Here is a 17,254-nt window from a genome sequence, read left to right on the forward strand (position 1 = left end):
CAGGGTCTGGTCAGGACTCCACGGCCGTGACGAGGACGGCCACCGTGGGCGGCTGGTCTCCCGGGGCCGGGGCGGCCCGCGCCACCGCCGTTCGTACCGCCCTCGCCACGTCCACGGCGCGGTGATCCGCCGCCACGGCCAGTTCGATCCGGATGTGCGCACCCTCGATCCGCACGGCCCGGGGCGAGCCCAGCACCGGCGCGAGCTGGGCGACGCCGGGTACGGAGGCGGCGGCGCGGGCGACGGCCGCGGTGGCGGGATCCGGGGCGGGGCTTTCGGCCCGACGGGGTCGCGGGGCCGCCGGGGGCGGGGCCGGGAACTCGTCCAGCACCTCCGTCACCCGTATGTCCACCGCCTCCACCAGCAGGCCCAGCCGGTCCGTCGCCGCGTCGAGCAGTACGTCGCGCAGCCGGTCCGCCGTCACCGGAAGTGGTTCCTCCAGAGTCGCCCCGCACTCCGCCGCGATGCGCAGGGGCCCCGGCGGCAGCGCGCTCGGCGGGGGCGGAACCGCGGGCGTCCGGGCGGTGTCGGGGTCGGCGGGCCCGATCCGCAGCGCTCCCAGACGCGCACCGGGGACCTCGGCGGCGGCCCGCCCGAGCACATCGCTCGCCGCGCGTTCGGTGATCCAGGAGCCGTCCTCCCGCTCGCCCAGGGGCAGCAGCCGACCGATCCGCAATTGCTCCCTTACGGTCTGCGCGAGCCGGTCCGTGACCACCGTGTCACCCCTAACCGCCGTACGGACGTGAGCCCTACCGCTCTCAGCCTGCCGTATCGATCGCGCGAGTGCCGCATCTCCGAAGCGGTTCGGGGAAAGCCCCTTTAAGGTGGCAAATAGAGCGAGCGGAAATCGCTTCCACCGCTCTTCGCCTCGGAAGGGACGATCGGTGATGTCCGAGACCGCGCCACGGAACCGACCCGAGAACCCCGCCACGGAACCCGCCGCCGGTACGCCCAGGACACTGGGCGCCGGGCCCGGCATCGCCGCGGCGGCCGCCGCCACCGATCGGAACCGGCGGGGCGGAGGCGACCCGGCCGTACGGGGGCGCACCACCATCGCCGACGGCGTCGTCGAGAAGATCGCGGGCATGGCGGCCCGCGATGTGGTCGGCGTCCACGCCATGGGCGGAGGTCTCGCGCGTACCTTCGGGGTCGTACGGGACCGGGTGCCCGGTGGCCGGTCGGTCGCCCGCGGGGTGAAGGCGGAGGTGGGGGAGGTACAGACGGCCCTCGACCTGGAGATCGTGGTGGACTACGGCGTCTCCATCGCCGATGTCGCACGGGCCGTACGGGAGAACGTGATCGCGGCGGTCGAGCGGATGACCGGCCTCGAGGTCGTCGAGGTCAATATCGCGGTCAGCGACGTGAAGTTGCCGGACGAGGAAGAGGAATCGCCGGAGCCGCGGCTCCAGTAGGCCGGCAGCGGTTCCGGTCGGCTCCAGCGAAGGAGCACACAATGAGCATGGCCGTGGTCGGGATGATCGCGGGAATGGCGCTGGCTTTCGCAGGTTACTTCGGTGGTTTCGGGGCCTTTCTGCTGGTGGCGGCGTTGGGAGCCGTCGGGTTCATCGTCGGCCGGTTCCTGGACGGTGATCTGGAACCGGGCGACTTCTTCCGTTCCCGTGGCCGTGACGGACGGCCACGGTGAGCGCCATGACGACCGTAGGGACGTGCCGTGGTGGAGCCGGGTGAGCGGGGTGCGACGCGGATCGCGGACCGGGTCGTAGCGAAGATCGCCTCGCAGGCGGCGCGGGAGGCGTTGCGGGGCGGCGGCGCGGCGGATGCCGGTGCGGCCGGCGGTGCGGATGCGGGTGCGGATGCCGGTGTGGACCCCGGAGTGGACCCCGGTGAGGTCGTCCTCGCCGATGTCGTCGGTGCGGCGCGGCCGTACGCGGTCGCCGCGGTGCGCGGGGGCGTCGCGCGCGTCCGGGTCTCCGTCGAGCTCGGCTATCCCTCGGACATCGGCGCGCACTGCGGTGCGGTGCGTCGTCAGGTGATCGAACGGGTAGGCGAGATGACGGGCATGGAGGTGCCCGAGGTCGCGGTGACGGTCGAGAGGCTGCATGTGCCGCAGTGGGAGCGCCCGGAGCGCAGGGCGCGTCGGGGGAGGGACAGGGTGCGATGAACGCGGACCAGAAGATGAGTCAGTCCGCCTCGGCGTCGGCGTACGGCGCGAGGGCGGGAACGGGGACGGGTGCCGGTTCCGGTACCGGGGACGGGGATCCGCCCGGGCGCGTCCGGCGCTTCTGGTCAGAGCGGCGGGTACCGGCCGGGATCGTCGCCCTGGTCATCGCCGCCGTCAGCGGGCTGCTGCTGTACGACGTGGCGGCCGTGCGGTCGGGGCGGCGCGCCATGCGGTGGCGGGACTGGCTCGCCGATGAACTCGCCTCGCGGCCGCTGGACAACGCGTGGACCGTGGGCGGGGCGGCGCTGCTGGCCGTGCTGGGGGTGTGGATGGTGATCCTCGCGATGGCGCCGGGGCTGCGGGGGCTACTGCCGATGCGGGTGCCGGTGCCGGAGCCGGAGTCGGGGCCGGAGGCAGAAGCCGAGGCCGCCGTTCGAGCGGGAATCGACCGAACGTCGGCGGGGCTGGTGCTGCGGGACCGGGCGATGGAGGTGCCGGGTGTCCGGTCGGCCCGCGTGGACGTGGGCCGTCGGCGGATCAGGGCCCGCGCGCTGGCCCACTTCCGCGACCTCGACGAGGTACGCGCGGATCTGGACACCGCCCTCCACGAGGGCATCCGCCAACTCGGCCTGGCCCGGCCGCCCGCCCTCTCCGTCCACGTACGGCGCTCCGCGAAGTCGAAGGGGTGAGCGCCACATGCTGAGTGTCGTCAACCGGGTGCTGCTGGGGCTCGTGGGGCTGGTGCTGGCCGCCGCGGGCGCGGTGGTCCTGGCCGGGTGGCCGCCGTTCGACGGCCGCGACGATGTGCTGCTCAGCCGGGCGGACCGCACGCGGTGGCGGGACACCGGATGGTGGTGGCCGGCCGTCATCGCGGCGCTGGCGGTGCTGTTCGTGCTTTCGGTGTGCTGGTTCCTGGTCCAGCTGCGACGGCGTCGCCTCCAGGAAGTGCTCGTGGAGACGGGCGACGGCGAGGGCGCCCTGCTACGCGGCCGCGCCCTGGAGGCCGCCCTCTTGTCGGACGCGGAGTCGCTGGACGGAGTGGAACGTGCCCACGTCCTGCTACGGGGCCGCCGGACGACACCGGAGGCCCGGATGGGCTTGGCGCTGGACGCGCGGGCGGATCCGCTGTCGACTCTGGACGCGGTGCGGGCGGAGGCCCTGGAGCGCGCCCGCACGTCGGCGGGCCTGGAGCGGCTTCCGGCGGAGGTGCGGCTGCGGGTGGCGCGGCACGGGGCGGAGCGGGCGCGGTAACGGCCCGTGTGCGCCTCCGGCGGGATTCCCCCACCCCGCCCCTCCCCGAAACGCAGGGGCCGCGCCCCTACGACCCCCGGGGGCTGTGCCCCACGACCCCCCGGGGGCTGCGCCCCGCCCCCGTTGGGGCTCTGCCCTCGCGCCCTCCGGGGCTGCGTCCTCACGACTTCCGGGGGCTGCGCCTCCACGGTCCCTCGGGCAGGCTGTGCCTCCACGATCCCTCGGGGGGCTGTGCCTCCACGATCCCTCGGGGGACTGCGCCCCCACGACCCTCGGGGGGCCCGCCCCCACGCCCTCGGGGGGCTGTGCCCCGCCCCCGTTGGGGCTCTGCCCTCGCGCCCTCCGGGGCTGCGCCCTCACGACTTCCGGGGGCTGCGCCCTCACGACCCCCCGGGGGGCTGCGCCCCCACGGCCCCTGCTGGGGCTGCGCCGTCCCGGCCCAGCTCCTCAAACGCCGGAGGGGCCGGAGAGAATCCGGAGGGGCTGGGGGCGGGCTTGCCCGGAAGTCAGCCTTTCCGGCGGTTGAGGAGCGGGGTCCGGGGCGGAGCCCAGGTGGGGTCCAGGGGGCGGAGCCCCATAGTTTCGGGGAGGGGCGGGGTGGGGGAATGCCCGCCGGAGGCGACCCCTCAGATGTTGTGGAGGGCCCCGCCGTCCACCGGAAGCATCAGCCCGGTCAGATACGACGCCGCAGGCGAGAGCAGGAACGCCGCGGCCTTGCCGAATTCCTCGGGCGCCCCGTACCGCCGCAGCGGAATCGCCGCCGCGTTCCGCTCCCGCGAGGCCTCCGCGTCGCCGGAGAGGGCATCGAGCTCGCGCACGCGGTCGGTGTCGATGCGGGCCGGGAGGAGGCCCACGACGCGGATGCCGCGGGGGCCGACCTCGAGGGAGAGGGACTTGGCGAAGCCCGCGAGGCCGGGGCGCAGGCCGTTGGAGACGGTGAGGCCGGGGATCGGCTCGCGGACGGAGCCGGAGAGGACGAAGCCGATCACGCCCCCGGAGGGGAGCCGCTCCGCGGCGGCGCGGGCGAGGCGGACGGCGCCGAGGAAGACGGAGTCGAAGGCGGCCTGCCACTGGGCGTCGGTGATGTCGGCGGTCAGCCCGGCCGGCGGGCCGCCGACGCTGATGAGGACGCCGTCGAAGCCGCCGAAGCGCTCCTGGGCGGTGGCGATGAGGCGGGCCGCCGCCTCGGCGTCGGCGTTGTCGGCGGCGACCCCGACCGCGTTCGGACCGAGGTCGGCGGCGACGGCGGCCGCCGTGTCGGCGTCGCGGCCGGTGATGACGGTCTTCGCACCGTCGGCGATCAGCTCACGGGCGGCCGCGAGCCCCAGCCCGCGGGTGGCCCCGGTGACGATGTACACCCGGTCTTTGAGTCCAAGATCCATGGGGTCAGTCTGCCCTGGGCCGTTCCGCGAGGGTGAGGGCGGTCCCCAACCAGTCCGATGCGGCTGAACGCCTGCGGGAAGTTGCCGAGCTGCCGGCCGGTCGCCGGGTCGTACTCCTCGGCGAGCGGCCCGACGTCGTTGCGGAGCGCGAGGAGGCGTTCGAAGAGGACCAGGGCGTCCTTGCGGCGGCCGGCCAGCTGGAGGGCGTCGGCGAGCCAGAAGGAGCAGGCGAGGAAGGTGCCCTCGGCGCCGGGGAGGCCGTCCACGCCGCCGTCGGTGGTGCAGCGGCGGATCAGACCGTCCTCGCTGAGTTCGCTGCGGACGGCGTCTCCCGGACCGACTCCAGGACGAGGGAGCCGTCGAGGTAGCCGCGGCGGGTGCAGGCGCCGGCGCCCTTGGGGGCGAGCCGCCAGTGGCCGTTGTCACGGTCGCCGAGGAGCGCGGCGAAGCAGGCCGGGGAGTCGAAGCGGGGCCGGCACAGCCAGTCGATCGAGCCATGGCGGCTGATCAGTGCCACCGTCTGGTGATCACCGATGAGGGCGTAGCCGCGGAGCCCCGGTGGGGGTCCAGGGGCGGAGCCCCATAGTCGTCGATGCGCTGGGCCATGTCGGCGCCTTCCCGGGGAAGCACCTCCCAGGCCCTGCCCGTCCAAGATCCGCTGGGCGGGGGCCTGGGGTCCTTCTTCCACCGAGATCCGTCAGAAGGACCTAGTCCGTGGCGGCGGTGGCGGGGACCTTCTCCGGTGTGGCCGCCGCCTTCGCGGCCTCGGCGGCGCGGTCCCGGCGCTCGCGGCGGGCCAGCACGAACCAGCCGATGGGCACACCGGCGGAGAACAGCCACCACTGGACGGCGTACGCCATGTGCGGGCCGATGTCGCTGTGGTTGGGCGCGGCGACCGGCTGGGGCTGCTTGCCGCCCTTGGGGGAGGACGAGGTGAGCTCGATGTAGCCGCCGAGGACGGGCCGGGACAGCGCCTTCGCCTGCTGCTCGCTGTTGATCAGCGAGACCTGGCGGGGCGGCAGCCCCTGCTTGTCCTTGATGCCGCTGTTGCCGGTGGTCTCGTCGGCCTTCAGCCGACCGGTGACGGTGACCTTGCCGGAGGGGGCGGCGGGGACCTTGGGGAACTTGGTGAGGTCCGTGCCCGCCGGGATCCAGCCCCGGTTGACCAGCACCGCGCGGTCGTCCGGGAGCAGCATGGGGGTGAGCACGAAGTAGCCGATGGACTGCTCGTCGGAGCCGGTGCGCTGGCGGACGACGACCTCATGGGCGGTGTCATAGGTGCCGGTGGCGGTCACCGTGCGCCAGGTGTCGTCGCGGGGGACCGTACGGCCGGGGGCGGTGACCTTCTCGACGGCCACGGGCGGGGCGTCGAGGTTGTCCCCGATCAGCTGGTTCTGCGCGACCCGGTGCTCATGGCGGTGCAGCTGCCAGAAACCCAGCCTGATCATCGTCGGGATCAGGGCCAGGGCCACGAGTGTGAGGATCACCCACTGCCGGGTCAACAGGAAGCGGTACACATCCTTGACCCTACTCGGCGTGGATTGTCCCTCGACCGCTGGGGGCGGCCCAGGACAATCCACGCAGGTGGCCGGGTTCACACATGGTCGACGATGCCCACCTTCCCTTCCGCCCGCGCGCAGTGCGCACAGCAGTAGAAGTGGCCGTCGGCCTCCACGCCCTGCCCGATGATCTGGGCCCGGCAGTGCTCACAAATGGGCGCCATGCGGTGGATGGCGCACTGGAAACAGTCGAAGACGTGCACATTGCCCTGTGCGTGTACTTCGAATGTCATCCGGTAGTCGTTTCCGCAGACCTCACAACGTGCCATACGCCTCAGCGTGCGGGGCCGCGCGGTGGTGGGCGAGCGGCGGGCGGGCGCGTCGCGCCGACTTCACCTGTTTGTCGGCGGCGCGGGAGTGACGTCCTGGAGGAGCTGCATGAAGGCGGCCTCGTCGATGACGGGCGTGCCGAAGGAGCGGGCCTTGGTGGTCTTGGACGTGGGCGACTCGGGGTCGTTGGTGACCAGCACGCTGGTGAGCCGGGAGACGCTGGTGGCCACGTGCAGCCCGGCCTCGATGGCCCGGTCCTCCAGCAGCTCGCGGTCCACGGAGGTGTCCCCGGAGAACGCCACCCGCATGCCCTGGACCAGCTGCCCACCCGGCTCGTAGCGCCCGGGGTTGGGGTAGGGGCAGGCGGGGCGCTTGCGGCTGGGGCGCCAGCTCTGCTGGTACGACCGCTGGCGGCCGATGGCCGGGCCGTCGGACCACTCGGTGAGCGGCTGGCAGGCCAGCAGCGGCAGCCGCAGCCCGGTCTCGGCGGCGCGGTGGAGGCTGGGCCGGAAGGTCTCGGCGAGCACCCGCGCGTCGTCCAGGGCGTGGTGGGCGCGCCGCTGGACCACTCCGTAGTGCGCGGCGAGGGTCTCCAGCTTGTGGTTGGGCAGCGGCAGGCCCAGCTCCTTGGAGAGGGCGATGGTGCACAGCCGCTGCCGCACCGGCGCGGCGCTGCGGGTGCGGGCGTACTCGCGGGCGAGCATCGACCAGTCGAAGGCGGCGTTGTGCGCCACCAGGACGCGGTCGGCCAGGCGCTCGGAGAGCTCCGCGGCGATCTCGGGGAAGCGCGGGGCCCCCGCGAGCATCTCCTCGGTGAGGCCGTGGATCCACACCGGGCCCGGATCGCGCTGCGGATTGACCAGCGTGTACCAGTGGTCCTGCACCGCGCCCCGGGCGTCGAGCTGATAGACCGCCGCGGAGACGATCCGGTCGTCGCGGGCGAGGCCGGTGGTCTCCACGTCGACGACCGCGTACCCCTGCGGATAGGTGGCCGGCCAGGAGGACGGCGGGGCGAGGTGCGGGGCGGCTGCCGTGGGGTCTTCGAGCATGGTCAATGAGGATACGGGCCGTCACCGACAACCCTGACCGGCGGGCCGGTCGGGACGTTCGCCGTACCGGGGTTGACGGGGCGTCGGACCCGGGCGGCGGGTCGGAGCCCGTATGCGGCGGGTCAGAGCCTGGACAGGGCCAGCTGCAGATCGACGTCGCTGATGAGGAGGCGGCCGGCACGCTTGTCGGCCGGGCGGTCGGGCACCGTCACCTTCACCCCGGGCGAATCCCCGGTGAGACCGTCACCTTGGCGCCATCGAAGCGCGGGGCCCGCTGGCGGATGACGGACTTCAGGCGGTCGGCGGCCCGTTCGGCGGTCCGTTTGCCGTCGGTGAGGGCGCAGATGACCCCGGATGTCTGGTTCGCGGACTTCGCCAGCTGTCCGGTGGCCGAGAGGCGCACCGGGTCCTTGGGGTTCTTCCCGCCGAAGTCGACCCGGTAGACATCGCCCAGACAGTCGCCCAGCGCCCGGTAGTCCGGGTCGTCCGCCACGGACCTGCCCTTGGCCGGGCGCACCGCCGACAGGTCCTTACCGGCGTAGCCGAAGGAGATCTCGTCCTTGGCGACCTGGAGGGTGATCCCGTCCTTCGTCCAGACCGTCTCGCCGTGCCAGGCGCGCCGGGCGAATCCGCCCGCCTTGAGCTTGGCGGTGACGCGGTCCGCGTCGAAGGAGCCCTGCCAGTGCCCGGCGTATCCATTGGTCACATCGGTGTCGATCATGGCCGGATCGAGGCCATAGGCATGGGCGTTGAAGCGGTAGCCCGTCATCAGCGGACTGCCCGCCTGGCCGACGGCGCGGAACCGCTGGGAGTCACCCTTCTCGCCCTTCTCGCCATTCTCCAGGGATCGCACCCGGGCGGCGTCGAGATAGGAGACCTGGGCCCCCTTCGTGCCCGCGGTCGAGATGTGCCCCACCGCGTCCATCAGGGCTGAGGAGGAGTCATCGCCGCCCGACCCGGAGGAGCACCCCGTGGTGAGCGCCGACAGCAGGCAGGCGAAGGCCGTGCCGCCGATCCGGAACCGTTCTCTGGCTCTGCGCACAGGCGGGGAGCTTAATCGGCCATGCCGCCATCGGCCATGCCGTCCGAGGCGGGGCCTGTTGTTGACGCCGCATCTACCATACTTGTTGGTAACTACCCCTAGCGGCGCCCTTATGGGCGGTTCTATGTTGCGGACATGCCGCACCTGCCCAATGCCGTGATGTGGTCGATACCGGCCTTTGTCCTGCTCGCCGTCGTGGAGATGGTGAGCTACCGCTTCCACCCCGACGACGACGCCGAGGGCTACGCGGCGAAGGACGCCGCGACCAGCGTCACCATGGGGCTCGGCAGCCTGGTCTTCGATCTGCTGTGGAAGATCCCGATTGTGGCGATCTACGCCGCCATCCACGAACTCACCCCGCTGCGCGTCCCGGTGACGTGGTGGACGCTGCCGCTGATGCTGCTCGCCCAGGACTTCTTCTACTACTGGTCGCACCGCGGGCACCATGTCATCCGCATCCTGTGGGCGTGCCATGTGGTGCACCACTCCAGCCGCAAGTTCAACTTCACCACCGCCCTGCGGCAGCCGTGGACCACCTGGACCGTCTGGCCGTTCTACGTGCCGATGATCGCGCTCGGGGTGCATCCGGCGGCGGTGGCGTTCTGCTCGTCGGTGAACCTCGTCTACCAGTTCTGGATCCACACCGAGCGGATCGGCGCCCTGCCGCGCCCCGTCGAGTTCGTCTTCAACACCCCCTCGCACCACCGCGTCCACCACGCCTCCCAAGGCGGCTACCTGGACCGCAACTTCGGGGGCATCCTCATCGTCTGGGACCGGCTCTTCGGGTCCTTCGTCCCCGAGACCGAACGGCCCGTCTACGGCCTGACGAAGAACATCGACACCTACAACCCGCTGCGCGTGGCCACGCACGAGTACGCGGCCATCGCCCGCGACATCGCGGCGGCGCGGGACTGGCGCGAGCGGGCGGGCCGGGTCTTCCGGGGACCGGGCTGGCAGCCCGCGACGGTCCCGGAGGCGGGTCTCCCGGAGGCCGGTTCCCCGGAGGCCGGGCGGCCGGAGCCGGTCGGCGAGAGCGTGCGGTGACGGCCGCGGCCGGGCGCGCGACGACGGTCCTGCGGGCTCTCTTCGCGCTGCTGACCGCCGTTCACCTGGGCGCGCTGCTCGTGGACGGCACCGCCGCCGTCCACCTCACCAAGCCCGCCCTGATGCCCGTGCTCGCCGTATGGGCCCTGACGCGCGGCGGGCCGTGGCCGCTTCCGGCCGCGCTGCTGTGCGGCTGCGGGGGCGATGTGCTGCTGCAGGTCGGCGGCGAGACCGCGTTCCTGGCCGGAATGGGGTGCTTCGCGGCCGGGCACCTCTGCTATCTGGCGCTGTTCGCCCGCGCCGGGCGGCGCCGTACGCGGCCCTGGGTGGCCGCCGGGTACGGGGCCGCGTGGCTGGGCACGGTGGCGCTGCTGTGGCCCGGCCTCGCGGCACATCTGCGGCTTCCCGTCGCGGGCTACAGCCTGTTGCTGACGGTCATGGCGCTGGCCGCGCTCGGGGCGGGTGTGCGGACCGGGCTCGGCGGGGCGCTGTTCATGCTCTCCGACACCCTGATCGCCGCCGGGCTCGCCGACTGGCCACGGCCGCCGGTGCCCCAGTTCTGGATCATGGCCACCTACACAGCCGCCCAGTGGCTGCTGGCGGCGGGGACTGCGCGCGGCGCGGTCCCGCGCCCCGCGCCGGAACGGGCGCTCGTCAGCCGGTGACGCCCGTAAGGCGGTGACGCCCGTACGTCCGCGGCGCTCGTCAGCCCGTGACCGGCAGCCGCCTGAGCCGGACCACCCGCAGCGGGTCCGAGTGGCGGTCATGGCTCAGCTCCCAGTCCCGGGCCCGCGCCGCCTCGACCACATAGCCCGCGCCCACTCCGCGGTACTCGCGCACGGGGATGTCGTGCGGGCCCGGCGGCGGGGCCTTCTTCGCCTTCTGGGCGGCCAGTTCCTTGGCGGTCCAGGAGGCGATGCGCCTGTCGACCCGGGCCCGGTAGAAGGCCGCGTCGCCCTCGTGCCGCAGCTCCGGGAGCGTCACGCACCAGGCGGGCCACATCTTCACGCTGTCCCCGAACTTGTCGATCAGACCGAGGAACCCCTTCTCGAACCCGGGGATCACCGTAAGGATCTCGGCCACGATCCCGAAGGCGATGAAGCCGAGGAAGATCACCACGATCAGCGCCCACCACAGCGGCAGCAGCAGCACGGTCAGCACGAACCGGATCAGCAGCGAGTAGGCCGGCCGCGGCGGCAGCGGTCCCCAGGAGTCGTGGTGCACCAGAACGGGGTCCTCTCGCGGCTTCATGGGGAACACGCACGGGCCGCCGGGCGACTGCTCCGCCCCGGCGGCCCGTGCATTGTGTCAGCCGGTCACTTCTCGACGGCGTCCAGGGCGTCCGCGAGCCCGGCGCCGTAGAAGCCGTTGTACCGCTTGCCGCCCTCGCACACCGCGTCGACCGTGCCGTCGCCGTCGATGTCGTACGGCGTCGGGCAGGCCAGGTCATCGGCCTCGGCCTTGAGCAGCGCCTTCACCTGCCAGGGGGAGGCGTGCGGATGGGTGCTCTTGATGAGCGCCGCGACACCGGCCACATGCGGCGAGGCCATCGACGTGCCCGCCATGTAGCCGTACTGCCCGCCCGGCAGCGTGTTGTAGATCAGGCCGCTGGTGGCCGGGGGCTCGGGCTTCTGGTAGACGGTGCTGTCGCCGCCGGGGGCCGCGATGTCGATGATCCCCAGGCCGTAGTTGGAGAACGAGGACTTGAGCCCCTTGGCGCCGGTCGAGGCGACCGTGACGACGCCCGGCAGCTGGGTCGGGATGTCCAGGCAGACGCTCGGGTCCACCTCCCGGTCGCCGGGGGTGGTGTCGTTGGGGCTGGAGGGGTCGGTGATGGTGTCCGAGGTCAGGTCGTAGTTCTCGTTGCCCGCCGCGGCCACATTGACCACGCCCCGGCGCTCGGCGTACGACGAGGCCCGGCGCACCGCCTCGACCAGGGCCTTCTGGTCCGGGTCCGTGGTGCAGTTGAAGTACCACGGGTCGGTGTAATAGCTGTTGTTGGTGACGTCCACGCCGTGCTCGGCGGCCCAGACGAAGCCGCAGACGACCGCCTCGGTGTAGAAGAACCCGGCCGTGGTGGACACCTTGATCCCGGAGACCTTGACGCCCGGGGCCACACCGGTGACGCCGACGCCGTTCTTCGCGGCGGCGATCTCGCCCGCCACATGAGTGCCGTGCGGGGACTCCTCGGCGCTCGGCCGCCAGGCGCCGTCGGCGGTGTCCGGCTTGCCCGTGACACAGTTGACGGACGCCTTACGGTCGAAGTTCGGCGCCAGATCGGGGTGGGTGTCGTCCACACCGGTGTCGATGACCCCGACGGTGACCTTACGGCTGCCCAGGCTCTTCTCATGCGCCTTGTCCGCCTTGATCGCCGGCAGATCCCACTGGAGCGGCTCCAGCGGGTCCTGCCCGGCCTTCGCCTTCGCCGCCACCGCCTGCCGCTGCTTCTCGCTCAGCAGCTTCGGCGTGTCGATGTCGTCGGTGGACTGGGCGGGCAGCGGGGCGGTGCGGGTGTTCCCGGCGGAGGTGACGCCGCGCACCTCACGGACGGTCTTGGCGAAGTCCGGGTTGGCGGAGTGGACGACGATGACGCCGATCCGGTCGTAGGACACCACGACCGTGCCGCCGGCCTGGGCGATGGCCCTGCGGATCCGGGACGGGTCCTGCCCAGGGCGGGTGTTGACGACATAGCTCAGGGACGGGCCGTCGGCCGTGGCGGCCGCGGCGGCGTGGCCGTCCCGTCCGAGCGCGGTGGCGGTGGTGGGCAGGAAGGCCAGCGCGGTGGTGAGCGCCATGGCGGCGGGTATCGCGGCGGTGCGCAGCGGCAGGGAGGTGCGGCGCGGCGTCATGGGTACTCCGGTTCTCTCGACGGTTCTCTCGAGGTGGATGAGAAGGCTCTGGGCGGGCGGACCGGGTTGGATCGTCAGCGTTCCGGACCGGGGGCGCGGACGCGCGCTCAGCGCGCCACTCGGGGGACGCGGAGCCCCCGGGCGCGGGCGGCGGTCCGGCGGGCCGCGTCAACGGCGGCGGTCCGGCCGGGGTCATCCGCACAAGCGAATGTGCGCGCCCTCTCGGCGCGGCTCCCGCGCGCCGCCTCGATGCCCCGGGACGCCGCGGAACCGGGGCAGAGGCGGGCGGGGAGTGGTGAGGGGGTGGTGCGAAGCCGACGGGCCGTCAAACGCCCGCCGTCCGGGTCTTGGAGGAGCCGATCTCAGATGAGCCATGGGGTCTCCACTTCATCCTTACGGGCCGCCCGGACGCCGTCGGCGGCTGGGCGGGTACATGACGAAGGAAGCTATCGCTGATCAAGGTCGGACATCAATGCATTCCGGAAGAAAACCCGCCACAGTACCCGGAGCCGATCCCTCCCCCGAATTCTTATCCGTCTTTCAATCAACCGGCCCCTGTCGTACGGGTCCGCGCCGCCCTACCATGCGTGATCTGGATCACTCGCCGCCGTATTCATTCCCGTCGGACCCACTCACCAGGAGAGACCGTGGATACCGCACCGGCCAACGATCGCCCCGACGATCAGCGGCAACTTGACCGTTCTGCCTACGCCGAGGTCCAAGCGAGCGCGGAGTTCGGCGAACTGCGCGGTGCCCACCGCTCGTTCGCGTTCCCGCTCACCATCGCGTTCGTCAGCTGGTACCTGCTCTACGTCCTGCTGTCCAACTACGCGGACGGCTTCATGGGCACCAAGGTCGTGGGCCACATCAACGTGGCCCTGGTGTTCGGGCTCGCCCAGTTCCTGACCACCTTCCTCATCGCCTGGTGGTACTCCCGGCACGCCGCCGCCAAGCTGGACCCCCGCGCCCAGGCCATCAAGTCCCGTCTGGAGGAGCGCTCATGAGCCCCCACCTGCTCGCCGCCGAGAGCGCCTCGGACAACCGGCCGCTGATCGTCACGCTCTTCGCCGTCTTCGTCCTGGCGACCCTGGCCATCACCGTCTGGGCGGGCCGCCAGACCAAGGACGCCACCGACTTCTACGCCGGCGGCCGCCAGTTCACCGGCTTCCAGAACGGCCTGGCCATCTCCGGCGACTACATGTCCGCCGCGTCCTTCCTCGGCATCGCCGGCGCCATCGCGCTCTCCGGCTACGACGGCTTCCTGTACTCGATCGGCTTCCTCGTCGCCTGGCTGGTGGCCCTGCTGCTGGTCGCCGAGCCGCTGCGCAACTCCGGCCGCTTCACGATGGGCGACGTGCTCGCCTACCGGATGCGCCAGCGCCCGGTGCGCACCGCCGCGGGCGTCTCCACCATCGTCGTCTCGATCTTCTACCTGCTGGCGCAGATGGCGGGCGCGGGGGTGCTGGTCTCCCTGCTGCTGGGCATCACCAGCGAGGCCGGGAAGATCCTCATCGTCGTCCTCGTCGGCGTCGTGATGATGCTCTACGTCACCATCGGCGGCATGAAGGGCACCACCTGGGTGCAGATGGTCAAGGCCGTGCTGCTGATCGCGGGCACGCTGCTGATCACCTTCCTGGTGCTGCTGAAGTTCAACTTCAACATCTCCGACCTGCTGGGCGAGGCGGCCAAGAACAGCGGCATCGGAGAGTCGTTCCTGGAGCCGGGGCTGAAGTACGGGCTCAACGCCACCACCAAGCTGGACTTCATCTCGCTCGGTATCGCCCTGGTCCTGGGCACCGCGGGCCTGCCGCACATCCTCATCCGGTTCTACACCGTGCCCACCGCGCGGGCCGCCCGTAACTCGGTCAACTGGGCCATCGGCATCATCGGCCTCTTCTACCTGATGACCATCGCGCTGGGCTTCGGCGCCGCCGCGTTGCTCAAGCACGACGACATCATCGCCTCCAACAAGTCGGGCAACACCGCCGCCCCACTGCTCGCCGAGGAGATCGGCGGCGGACCGGACTCCACCGGCGGCGCCATCCTGCTCGCGGTGATCTCCGCGGTGGCGTTCGCGACGATCCTCGCCGTGGTCGCCGGGCTCACCCTCGCCTCCTCGTCGTCCTTCGCCCACGACCTGTACGCCAACGTCATCCGCAAGGGCAAGGCGACCCAGGAGGAGGAGATCTCGGCCGCGCGCTGGGCCACCGTCGGCATCGGCACCGTCGCCGTCGTCCTCGGCGTCTTCGCGCGAGATCTCAACGTCGCCGGACTCGTGGCACTCGCCTTCGCGGTCGCCGCCTCCGCCAACCTGCCGACCATCCTCTACAGCCTGTTCTGGAAACGCTTCACCACCCAGGGCGCGCTGTGGTCCATCTATGGCGGACTGATCTCCTCGGTCTTCCTGGTGCTCTTCTCGCCCGTCGTCTCGGGCAAGGAGACCTCGATGTTCCCGGACGTGGACTTCCACTGGTTCCCGCTGGAGAACCCCGGGCTGATCTCCATCCCGCTGGGCTTCCTGCTCGGCTGGCTGGGCACCGTCGTCTCCAAGGAACAGCCCGACAAGGAGAAGTACGCCGAGCTGGAGGTGCGCTCGCTCACCGGGCACGGAGCCCACTGACCGGTCGCTCCCACCCGCGCGGCCCCTCCATGTCACACCCGTCGCGTACGCTGCGAGAGAATTGAGCAGTGCACGCACGCCAACCGTGGAGGGGCCGCCACCATGCTGATCGACACCTATGGTCGCGTAGCCACCGACCTGCGTGTCTCTCTGACCGACCGCTGCAATCTGCGCTGTACCTACTGCATGCCGGAAGAGGGCCTGCAGTGGCTCGCCAAACCGGACCTGCTCACCGACGACGAGATAGTCCGGCTGATCCGGATCGCCGTCACCGAGCTCGGGGTCACCGAGGTCCGCTTCACCGGCGGTGAGCCACTGCTGCGCCCCGGTCTGGTCGGCATCGTGGAGCGCTGCGCGGACCTCGACCCGCGCCCGCGGATGTCGCTCACCACCAACGGCATCGGTTTGGAGCGCACCGCCCCGGCCCTGCGCGACGCGGGCCTGGACCGGGTCAATGTCTCGCTCGACACCCTGCGTCCGGAGGTGTTCCAGGCCATCACCCGGCGCAAGCGCCATGACGATGTGCTGCGTGGCCTCGACGCGGCGCACACCGCCGGGCTGACCCCGGTGAAGGTCAACGCCGTGCTGATGCCCGGGCTCAACGACGACGAGGCGCCCGAGCTGCTCGCCTGGGCCCTGGAAAACGGCTATGAGCTGCGCTTCATCGAGCAGATGCCGCTCGATGCCCAGCACGGCTGGAAGCGCGACGGCATGATCACCGCCGGGGACATCCTGGCCAGTCTGCGCACCCGCTTCGCCCTCACCCCCGAGGGCGAGGACGAGCGTGGCTCCGCGCCCGCCGAGCGCTGGCTGGTCGACGGCGGCCCGGCGCGGGTCGGCGTCATCGCCTCGGTCACCCGCCCGTTCTGCCGCGCCTGCGACCGCACCCGGCTGACCGCCGACGGGCAGGTGCGCACCTGCCTCTTCGCGCGCGAGGAGTCCGATCTGCGCGGAGCGCTGCGCTCCGGCGCCCCGGACGAGGAGATCGCGCGGCTGTGGCGGCTGGCGATGTGGGGCAAGAAGGCCGGATCCGGGCTCGATGACCCCTCGTTCCTCCAGCCGGACCGGCCGATGTCGGCGATCGGGGGCTGATCACTGGTCCTCGGTTGCCGACCATTCCTCCAGCGTCACCACGTCCTTGAGGAAGCCCCGCACTCCGAGGAACTCCGAGAGATATTCGCGGTGTTCCTCGCAGGCGAGCCAGGTCTTGCGCCGCTCCGGGGTGTGGATCTTGGGGTTGTTCCAGGCCAGCACCCATACGGCGGGGGCGTGGCAGCCCTTGGCGGAGCAGATCACGGTGTCGGTCTCGGCGGCGGTCTCGCGGGTGTTCACACCGCAGACTCTACGAAAGGCCCGCCGGACATGACGACGCCGGGCAGCCACGGGGGGAGCCGCCCGGCGTCGGTCCGTCGCTCCGACGGGGGATGCGGAGCGCGTACGCAGTATGTCACGAGGGATGGGGCCCGGTGCACCGGTACTGCACTATTGATCTGAGGTTTTCTTGAGCTTATGGAAACGTGGCAGGTCAGCCCCGCTCACCGGGTCCAGGCTCGCTGATATGTCCGACGTCCTCCGGGACGGATTCCGCCCCGTGGGGCTCGCTCGGCTCCTCTCCGCGCCCGGCGATCAGCATCGGACGGGGCGGGGTCGGGATGAAGGTGGTGGGCAGCGAAGTGGCGTTCTCCCGGCCCGCGTTGGCTATCACGACCGCGATGTAGGGCAGCACCGCGCCGAGCACCAGCGCCACGATGGCCACGTGGCGCTCCACGTTCCACAACACCGCCGCCAGCACGACCGCGACGGTCCGGACCGACATCGAGATCACATAGCGGCGCTGCCGGCCACGTACATCGTCGGCCAGCCCCTGCCGCGCTCCGGTGATTCGGAAGACCTCCGCATCGCCGTGCTTCCGCATCACGCTCCACCACCTGATCGCCGAGCGGGCTTCCCCCCACTCTGGGACGTACTCAACGTTACGCCGCGCCTGCTGTCGGTACGAGACCGGGGCACCCTGATGGGTGCCGTCTCCGGTTGCGCCAGGGTGTATCGGCCCTCCGGCGTGCGCC

At 71.8% G+C, this 17,254-nt stretch carries 21 protein-coding genes and 1 pseudogene; 10 read left to right on the forward strand and 12 right to left on the reverse strand.

Features of this window, described 5'->3' with window-relative positions:
* Window positions 1-10: 10 nt before the first annotated feature.
* Window positions 11-715 (reverse strand): hypothetical protein, encoded by a 705-nt coding sequence (locus ACMTAK_RS37420; protein WP_413810257.1) that lies wholly within the window; start codon window positions 713-715, stop codon window positions 11-13.
* Between the two features lie 172 nt (window positions 716-887).
* Here ACMTAK_RS37420 and ACMTAK_RS37425 point away from each other — a divergent pair, with 172 nt between their 5' ends.
* From ACMTAK_RS37425 to amaP, 5 genes are read left to right on the forward strand one after another with little or no spacing between them, the layout of a single operon-like run.
* A complete protein-coding gene (locus ACMTAK_RS37425) occupies window positions 888-1,412 on the forward strand; it encodes an Asp23/Gls24 family envelope stress response protein (protein ID WP_413810258.1) in 525 nt (174 codons plus the stop codon).
* 41 nt (window positions 1,413-1,453) lie between these two features.
* The gene (locus tag ACMTAK_RS37430) at window positions 1,454-1,645 is read left to right on the forward strand and encodes a hypothetical protein (protein ID WP_020872298.1); all 192 of its coding nucleotides are present in this window, start codon (window positions 1,454-1,456) and stop codon (window positions 1,643-1,645) included.
* 30 nt (window positions 1,646-1,675) lie between these two features.
* The gene (locus ACMTAK_RS37435; RefSeq protein WP_413813113.1) at window positions 1,676-2,122 is read left to right on the forward strand and encodes an Asp23/Gls24 family envelope stress response protein; all 447 of its coding nucleotides are present in this window, start codon (window positions 1,676-1,678) and stop codon (window positions 2,120-2,122) included.
* Window positions 2,119-2,811, forward strand: a complete 693-nt coding sequence (locus tag ACMTAK_RS37440) for a DUF6286 domain-containing protein (RefSeq protein ID WP_413810259.1) — start codon at window positions 2,119-2,121, stop codon at window positions 2,809-2,811. Before ACMTAK_RS37435 ends, ACMTAK_RS37440 begins: the two co-directional genes overlap by 4 nt.
* 7 nt (window positions 2,812-2,818) lie before the next feature.
* On the forward strand, window positions 2,819-3,373 hold the full coding sequence (amaP, locus tag ACMTAK_RS37445) for an alkaline shock response membrane anchor protein AmaP (protein WP_413810260.1): 555 nt from the start codon (window positions 2,819-2,821) through the stop codon (window positions 3,371-3,373).
* A gap of 626 nt (window positions 3,374-3,999) precedes the next feature.
* Here amaP and ACMTAK_RS37450 read toward each other — a convergent pair.
* From ACMTAK_RS37450 to ACMTAK_RS37480, 7 genes and pseudogenes are all read right to left on the reverse strand, one after another.
* Window positions 4,000-4,755, reverse strand: coding sequence for an SDR family oxidoreductase (locus ACMTAK_RS37450; RefSeq protein WP_413810261.1), 756 nt, complete (start codon window positions 4,753-4,755; stop codon window positions 4,000-4,002).
* A gap of 44 nt (window positions 4,756-4,799) precedes the next feature.
* Window positions 4,800-5,084: pseudogene (locus tag ACMTAK_RS37455) on the reverse strand (glycoside hydrolase family 15 protein); the annotation flags it as partial.
* On the reverse strand, window positions 5,048-5,443 hold the full coding sequence (locus ACMTAK_RS37460) for a trehalase-like domain-containing protein (RefSeq protein ID WP_413810262.1): 396 nt from the start codon (window positions 5,441-5,443) through the stop codon (window positions 5,048-5,050). The gene ACMTAK_RS37460 and the pseudogene ACMTAK_RS37455, both read right to left, overlap by 37 nt.
* 19 nt (window positions 5,444-5,462) lie before the next feature.
* Window positions 5,463-6,272: an SURF1 family cytochrome oxidase biogenesis protein gene (locus ACMTAK_RS37465; RefSeq protein WP_413810263.1), complete on the reverse strand. Its 810-nt coding sequence runs from the start codon at window positions 6,270-6,272 to the stop codon at window positions 5,463-5,465.
* Between the two features lie 77 nt (window positions 6,273-6,349).
* Entirely contained in the window at window positions 6,350-6,583 is a 234-nt protein-coding gene (locus ACMTAK_RS37470; protein ID WP_201853613.1) for a hypothetical protein, read from the reverse strand.
* Between the two features lie 63 nt (window positions 6,584-6,646).
* Window positions 6,647-7,633 carry a DEDDh family exonuclease gene (locus ACMTAK_RS37475; protein ID WP_413810264.1) on the reverse strand — a complete coding sequence of 329 codons (987 nt, stop codon included), beginning with the start codon at window positions 7,631-7,633 and terminating at the stop codon, window positions 6,647-6,649.
* A 214-nt stretch (window positions 7,634-7,847) separates the two neighbouring features.
* Window positions 7,848-8,675, reverse strand: coding sequence for a hypothetical protein (locus ACMTAK_RS37480; protein WP_413810265.1), 828 nt, complete (start codon window positions 8,673-8,675; stop codon window positions 7,848-7,850).
* Between the two features lie 135 nt (window positions 8,676-8,810).
* On the opposite strand from ACMTAK_RS37480, the gene ACMTAK_RS37485 reads away from it, so the two are divergent.
* Window positions 8,811-9,719, forward strand: coding sequence for a sterol desaturase family protein (locus tag ACMTAK_RS37485; protein ID WP_413810266.1), 909 nt, complete (start codon window positions 8,811-8,813; stop codon window positions 9,717-9,719).
* Entirely contained in the window at window positions 9,716-10,384 is a 669-nt protein-coding gene (locus ACMTAK_RS37490; RefSeq protein ID WP_413810267.1) for a lysoplasmalogenase, read from the forward strand. The genes ACMTAK_RS37485 and ACMTAK_RS37490 overlap by 4 nt, the downstream gene beginning before the upstream one ends.
* A 40-nt stretch (window positions 10,385-10,424) precedes the next feature.
* Here the strand turns inward: ACMTAK_RS37490 and ACMTAK_RS37495 are convergent, their stop codons facing one another.
* Both ACMTAK_RS37495 and ACMTAK_RS37500 read right to left on the reverse strand, forming a co-directional pair.
* Window positions 10,425-10,970, reverse strand: a complete 546-nt coding sequence (locus ACMTAK_RS37495; protein WP_413810268.1) for a hypothetical protein — start codon at window positions 10,968-10,970, stop codon at window positions 10,425-10,427.
* A 65-nt stretch (window positions 10,971-11,035) separates the two neighbouring features.
* Window positions 11,036-12,568: a S8 family peptidase gene (locus ACMTAK_RS37500; protein WP_413810269.1), complete on the reverse strand. Its 1,533-nt coding sequence runs from the start codon at window positions 12,566-12,568 to the stop codon at window positions 11,036-11,038.
* A gap of 647 nt (window positions 12,569-13,215) precedes the next feature.
* On the opposite strand from ACMTAK_RS37500, the gene ACMTAK_RS37505 reads away from it, so the two are divergent.
* The 3 genes from ACMTAK_RS37505 (at window position 13,216) to moaA (ending at window position 16,280) form a co-directional block, all read left to right on the forward strand.
* Entirely contained in the window at window positions 13,216-13,572 is a 357-nt protein-coding gene (locus tag ACMTAK_RS37505) for a DUF485 domain-containing protein (protein ID WP_051572843.1), read from the forward strand.
* Window positions 13,569-15,188 (forward strand): solute symporter family protein, encoded by a 1,620-nt coding sequence (locus ACMTAK_RS37510; protein WP_413810270.1) that lies wholly within the window; start codon window positions 13,569-13,571, stop codon window positions 15,186-15,188. The genes ACMTAK_RS37505 and ACMTAK_RS37510 overlap by 4 nt, the downstream gene beginning before the upstream one ends.
* A gap of 102 nt (window positions 15,189-15,290) precedes the next feature.
* The gene (gene moaA, locus ACMTAK_RS37515; protein WP_413810271.1) at window positions 15,291-16,280 is read left to right on the forward strand and encodes a GTP 3',8-cyclase MoaA; all 990 of its coding nucleotides are present in this window, start codon (window positions 15,291-15,293) and stop codon (window positions 16,278-16,280) included.
* On the opposite strand, the gene ACMTAK_RS37520 is transcribed toward moaA, so the two are convergent.
* Both ACMTAK_RS37520 and ACMTAK_RS37525 read right to left on the reverse strand, forming a co-directional pair.
* The gene (locus tag ACMTAK_RS37520) at window positions 16,281-16,520 is read right to left on the reverse strand and encodes a hypothetical protein (RefSeq protein ID WP_201853620.1); all 240 of its coding nucleotides are present in this window, start codon (window positions 16,518-16,520) and stop codon (window positions 16,281-16,283) included.
* Between the two features lie 193 nt (window positions 16,521-16,713).
* Window positions 16,714-17,103: a DUF3099 domain-containing protein gene (locus ACMTAK_RS37525; protein WP_413813114.1), complete on the reverse strand. Its 390-nt coding sequence runs from the start codon at window positions 17,101-17,103 to the stop codon at window positions 16,714-16,716.
* Between the last annotated feature and the right edge of the window lie 151 nt (window positions 17,104-17,254).

Origin of the sequence: Streptomyces lacaronensis (assembly GCF_047337785.1) — a bacterium.
GTDB classification, from domain to species: Bacteria; Actinomycetota; Actinomycetes; order Streptomycetales; family Streptomycetaceae; genus Streptomyces; species Streptomyces lycopersici.

Coding starts and splice junctions, on each gene's coding strand:
- ACMTAK_RS37425 (WP_413810258.1), top strand. CDS start 888: ATGTCCGAGACCGCGCCACGGAACCGACCCGAGAACCCCGCCACGGAA.
- ACMTAK_RS37430 (WP_020872298.1), top strand. CDS start 1,454: ATGAGCATGGCCGTGGTCGGGATGATCGCGGGAATGGCGCTGGCTTTC.
- ACMTAK_RS37440 (WP_413810259.1), top strand. CDS start 2,119: ATGAACGCGGACCAGAAGATGAGTCAGTCCGCCTCGGCGTCGGCGTAC.
- amaP (WP_413810260.1), top strand. CDS start 2,819: ATGCTGAGTGTCGTCAACCGGGTGCTGCTGGGGCTCGTGGGGCTGGTG.
- ACMTAK_RS37450 (WP_413810261.1), bottom strand. CDS start 4,755: ATGGATCTTGGACTCAAAGACCGGGTGTACATCGTCACCGGGGCCACC.
- ACMTAK_RS37470 (WP_201853613.1), bottom strand. CDS start 6,583: ATGGCACGTTGTGAGGTCTGCGGAAACGACTACCGGATGACATTCGAA.
- ACMTAK_RS37475 (WP_413810264.1), bottom strand. CDS start 7,633: ATGCTCGAAGACCCCACGGCAGCCGCCCCGCACCTCGCCCCGCCGTCC.
- ACMTAK_RS37485 (WP_413810266.1), top strand. CDS start 8,811: ATGCCGCACCTGCCCAATGCCGTGATGTGGTCGATACCGGCCTTTGTC.
- ACMTAK_RS37495 (WP_413810268.1), bottom strand. CDS start 10,970: ATGAAGCCGCGAGAGGACCCCGTTCTGGTGCACCACGACTCCTGGGGA.
- ACMTAK_RS37500 (WP_413810269.1), bottom strand. CDS start 12,568: ATGACGCCGCGCCGCACCTCCCTGCCGCTGCGCACCGCCGCGATACCC.
- ACMTAK_RS37510 (WP_413810270.1), top strand. CDS start 13,569: ATGAGCCCCCACCTGCTCGCCGCCGAGAGCGCCTCGGACAACCGGCCG.
- moaA (WP_413810271.1), top strand. CDS start 15,291: ATGCTGATCGACACCTATGGTCGCGTAGCCACCGACCTGCGTGTCTCT.
- ACMTAK_RS37525 (WP_413813114.1), bottom strand. CDS start 17,103: ATGCGGAAGCACGGCGATGCGGAGGTCTTCCGAATCACCGGAGCGCGG.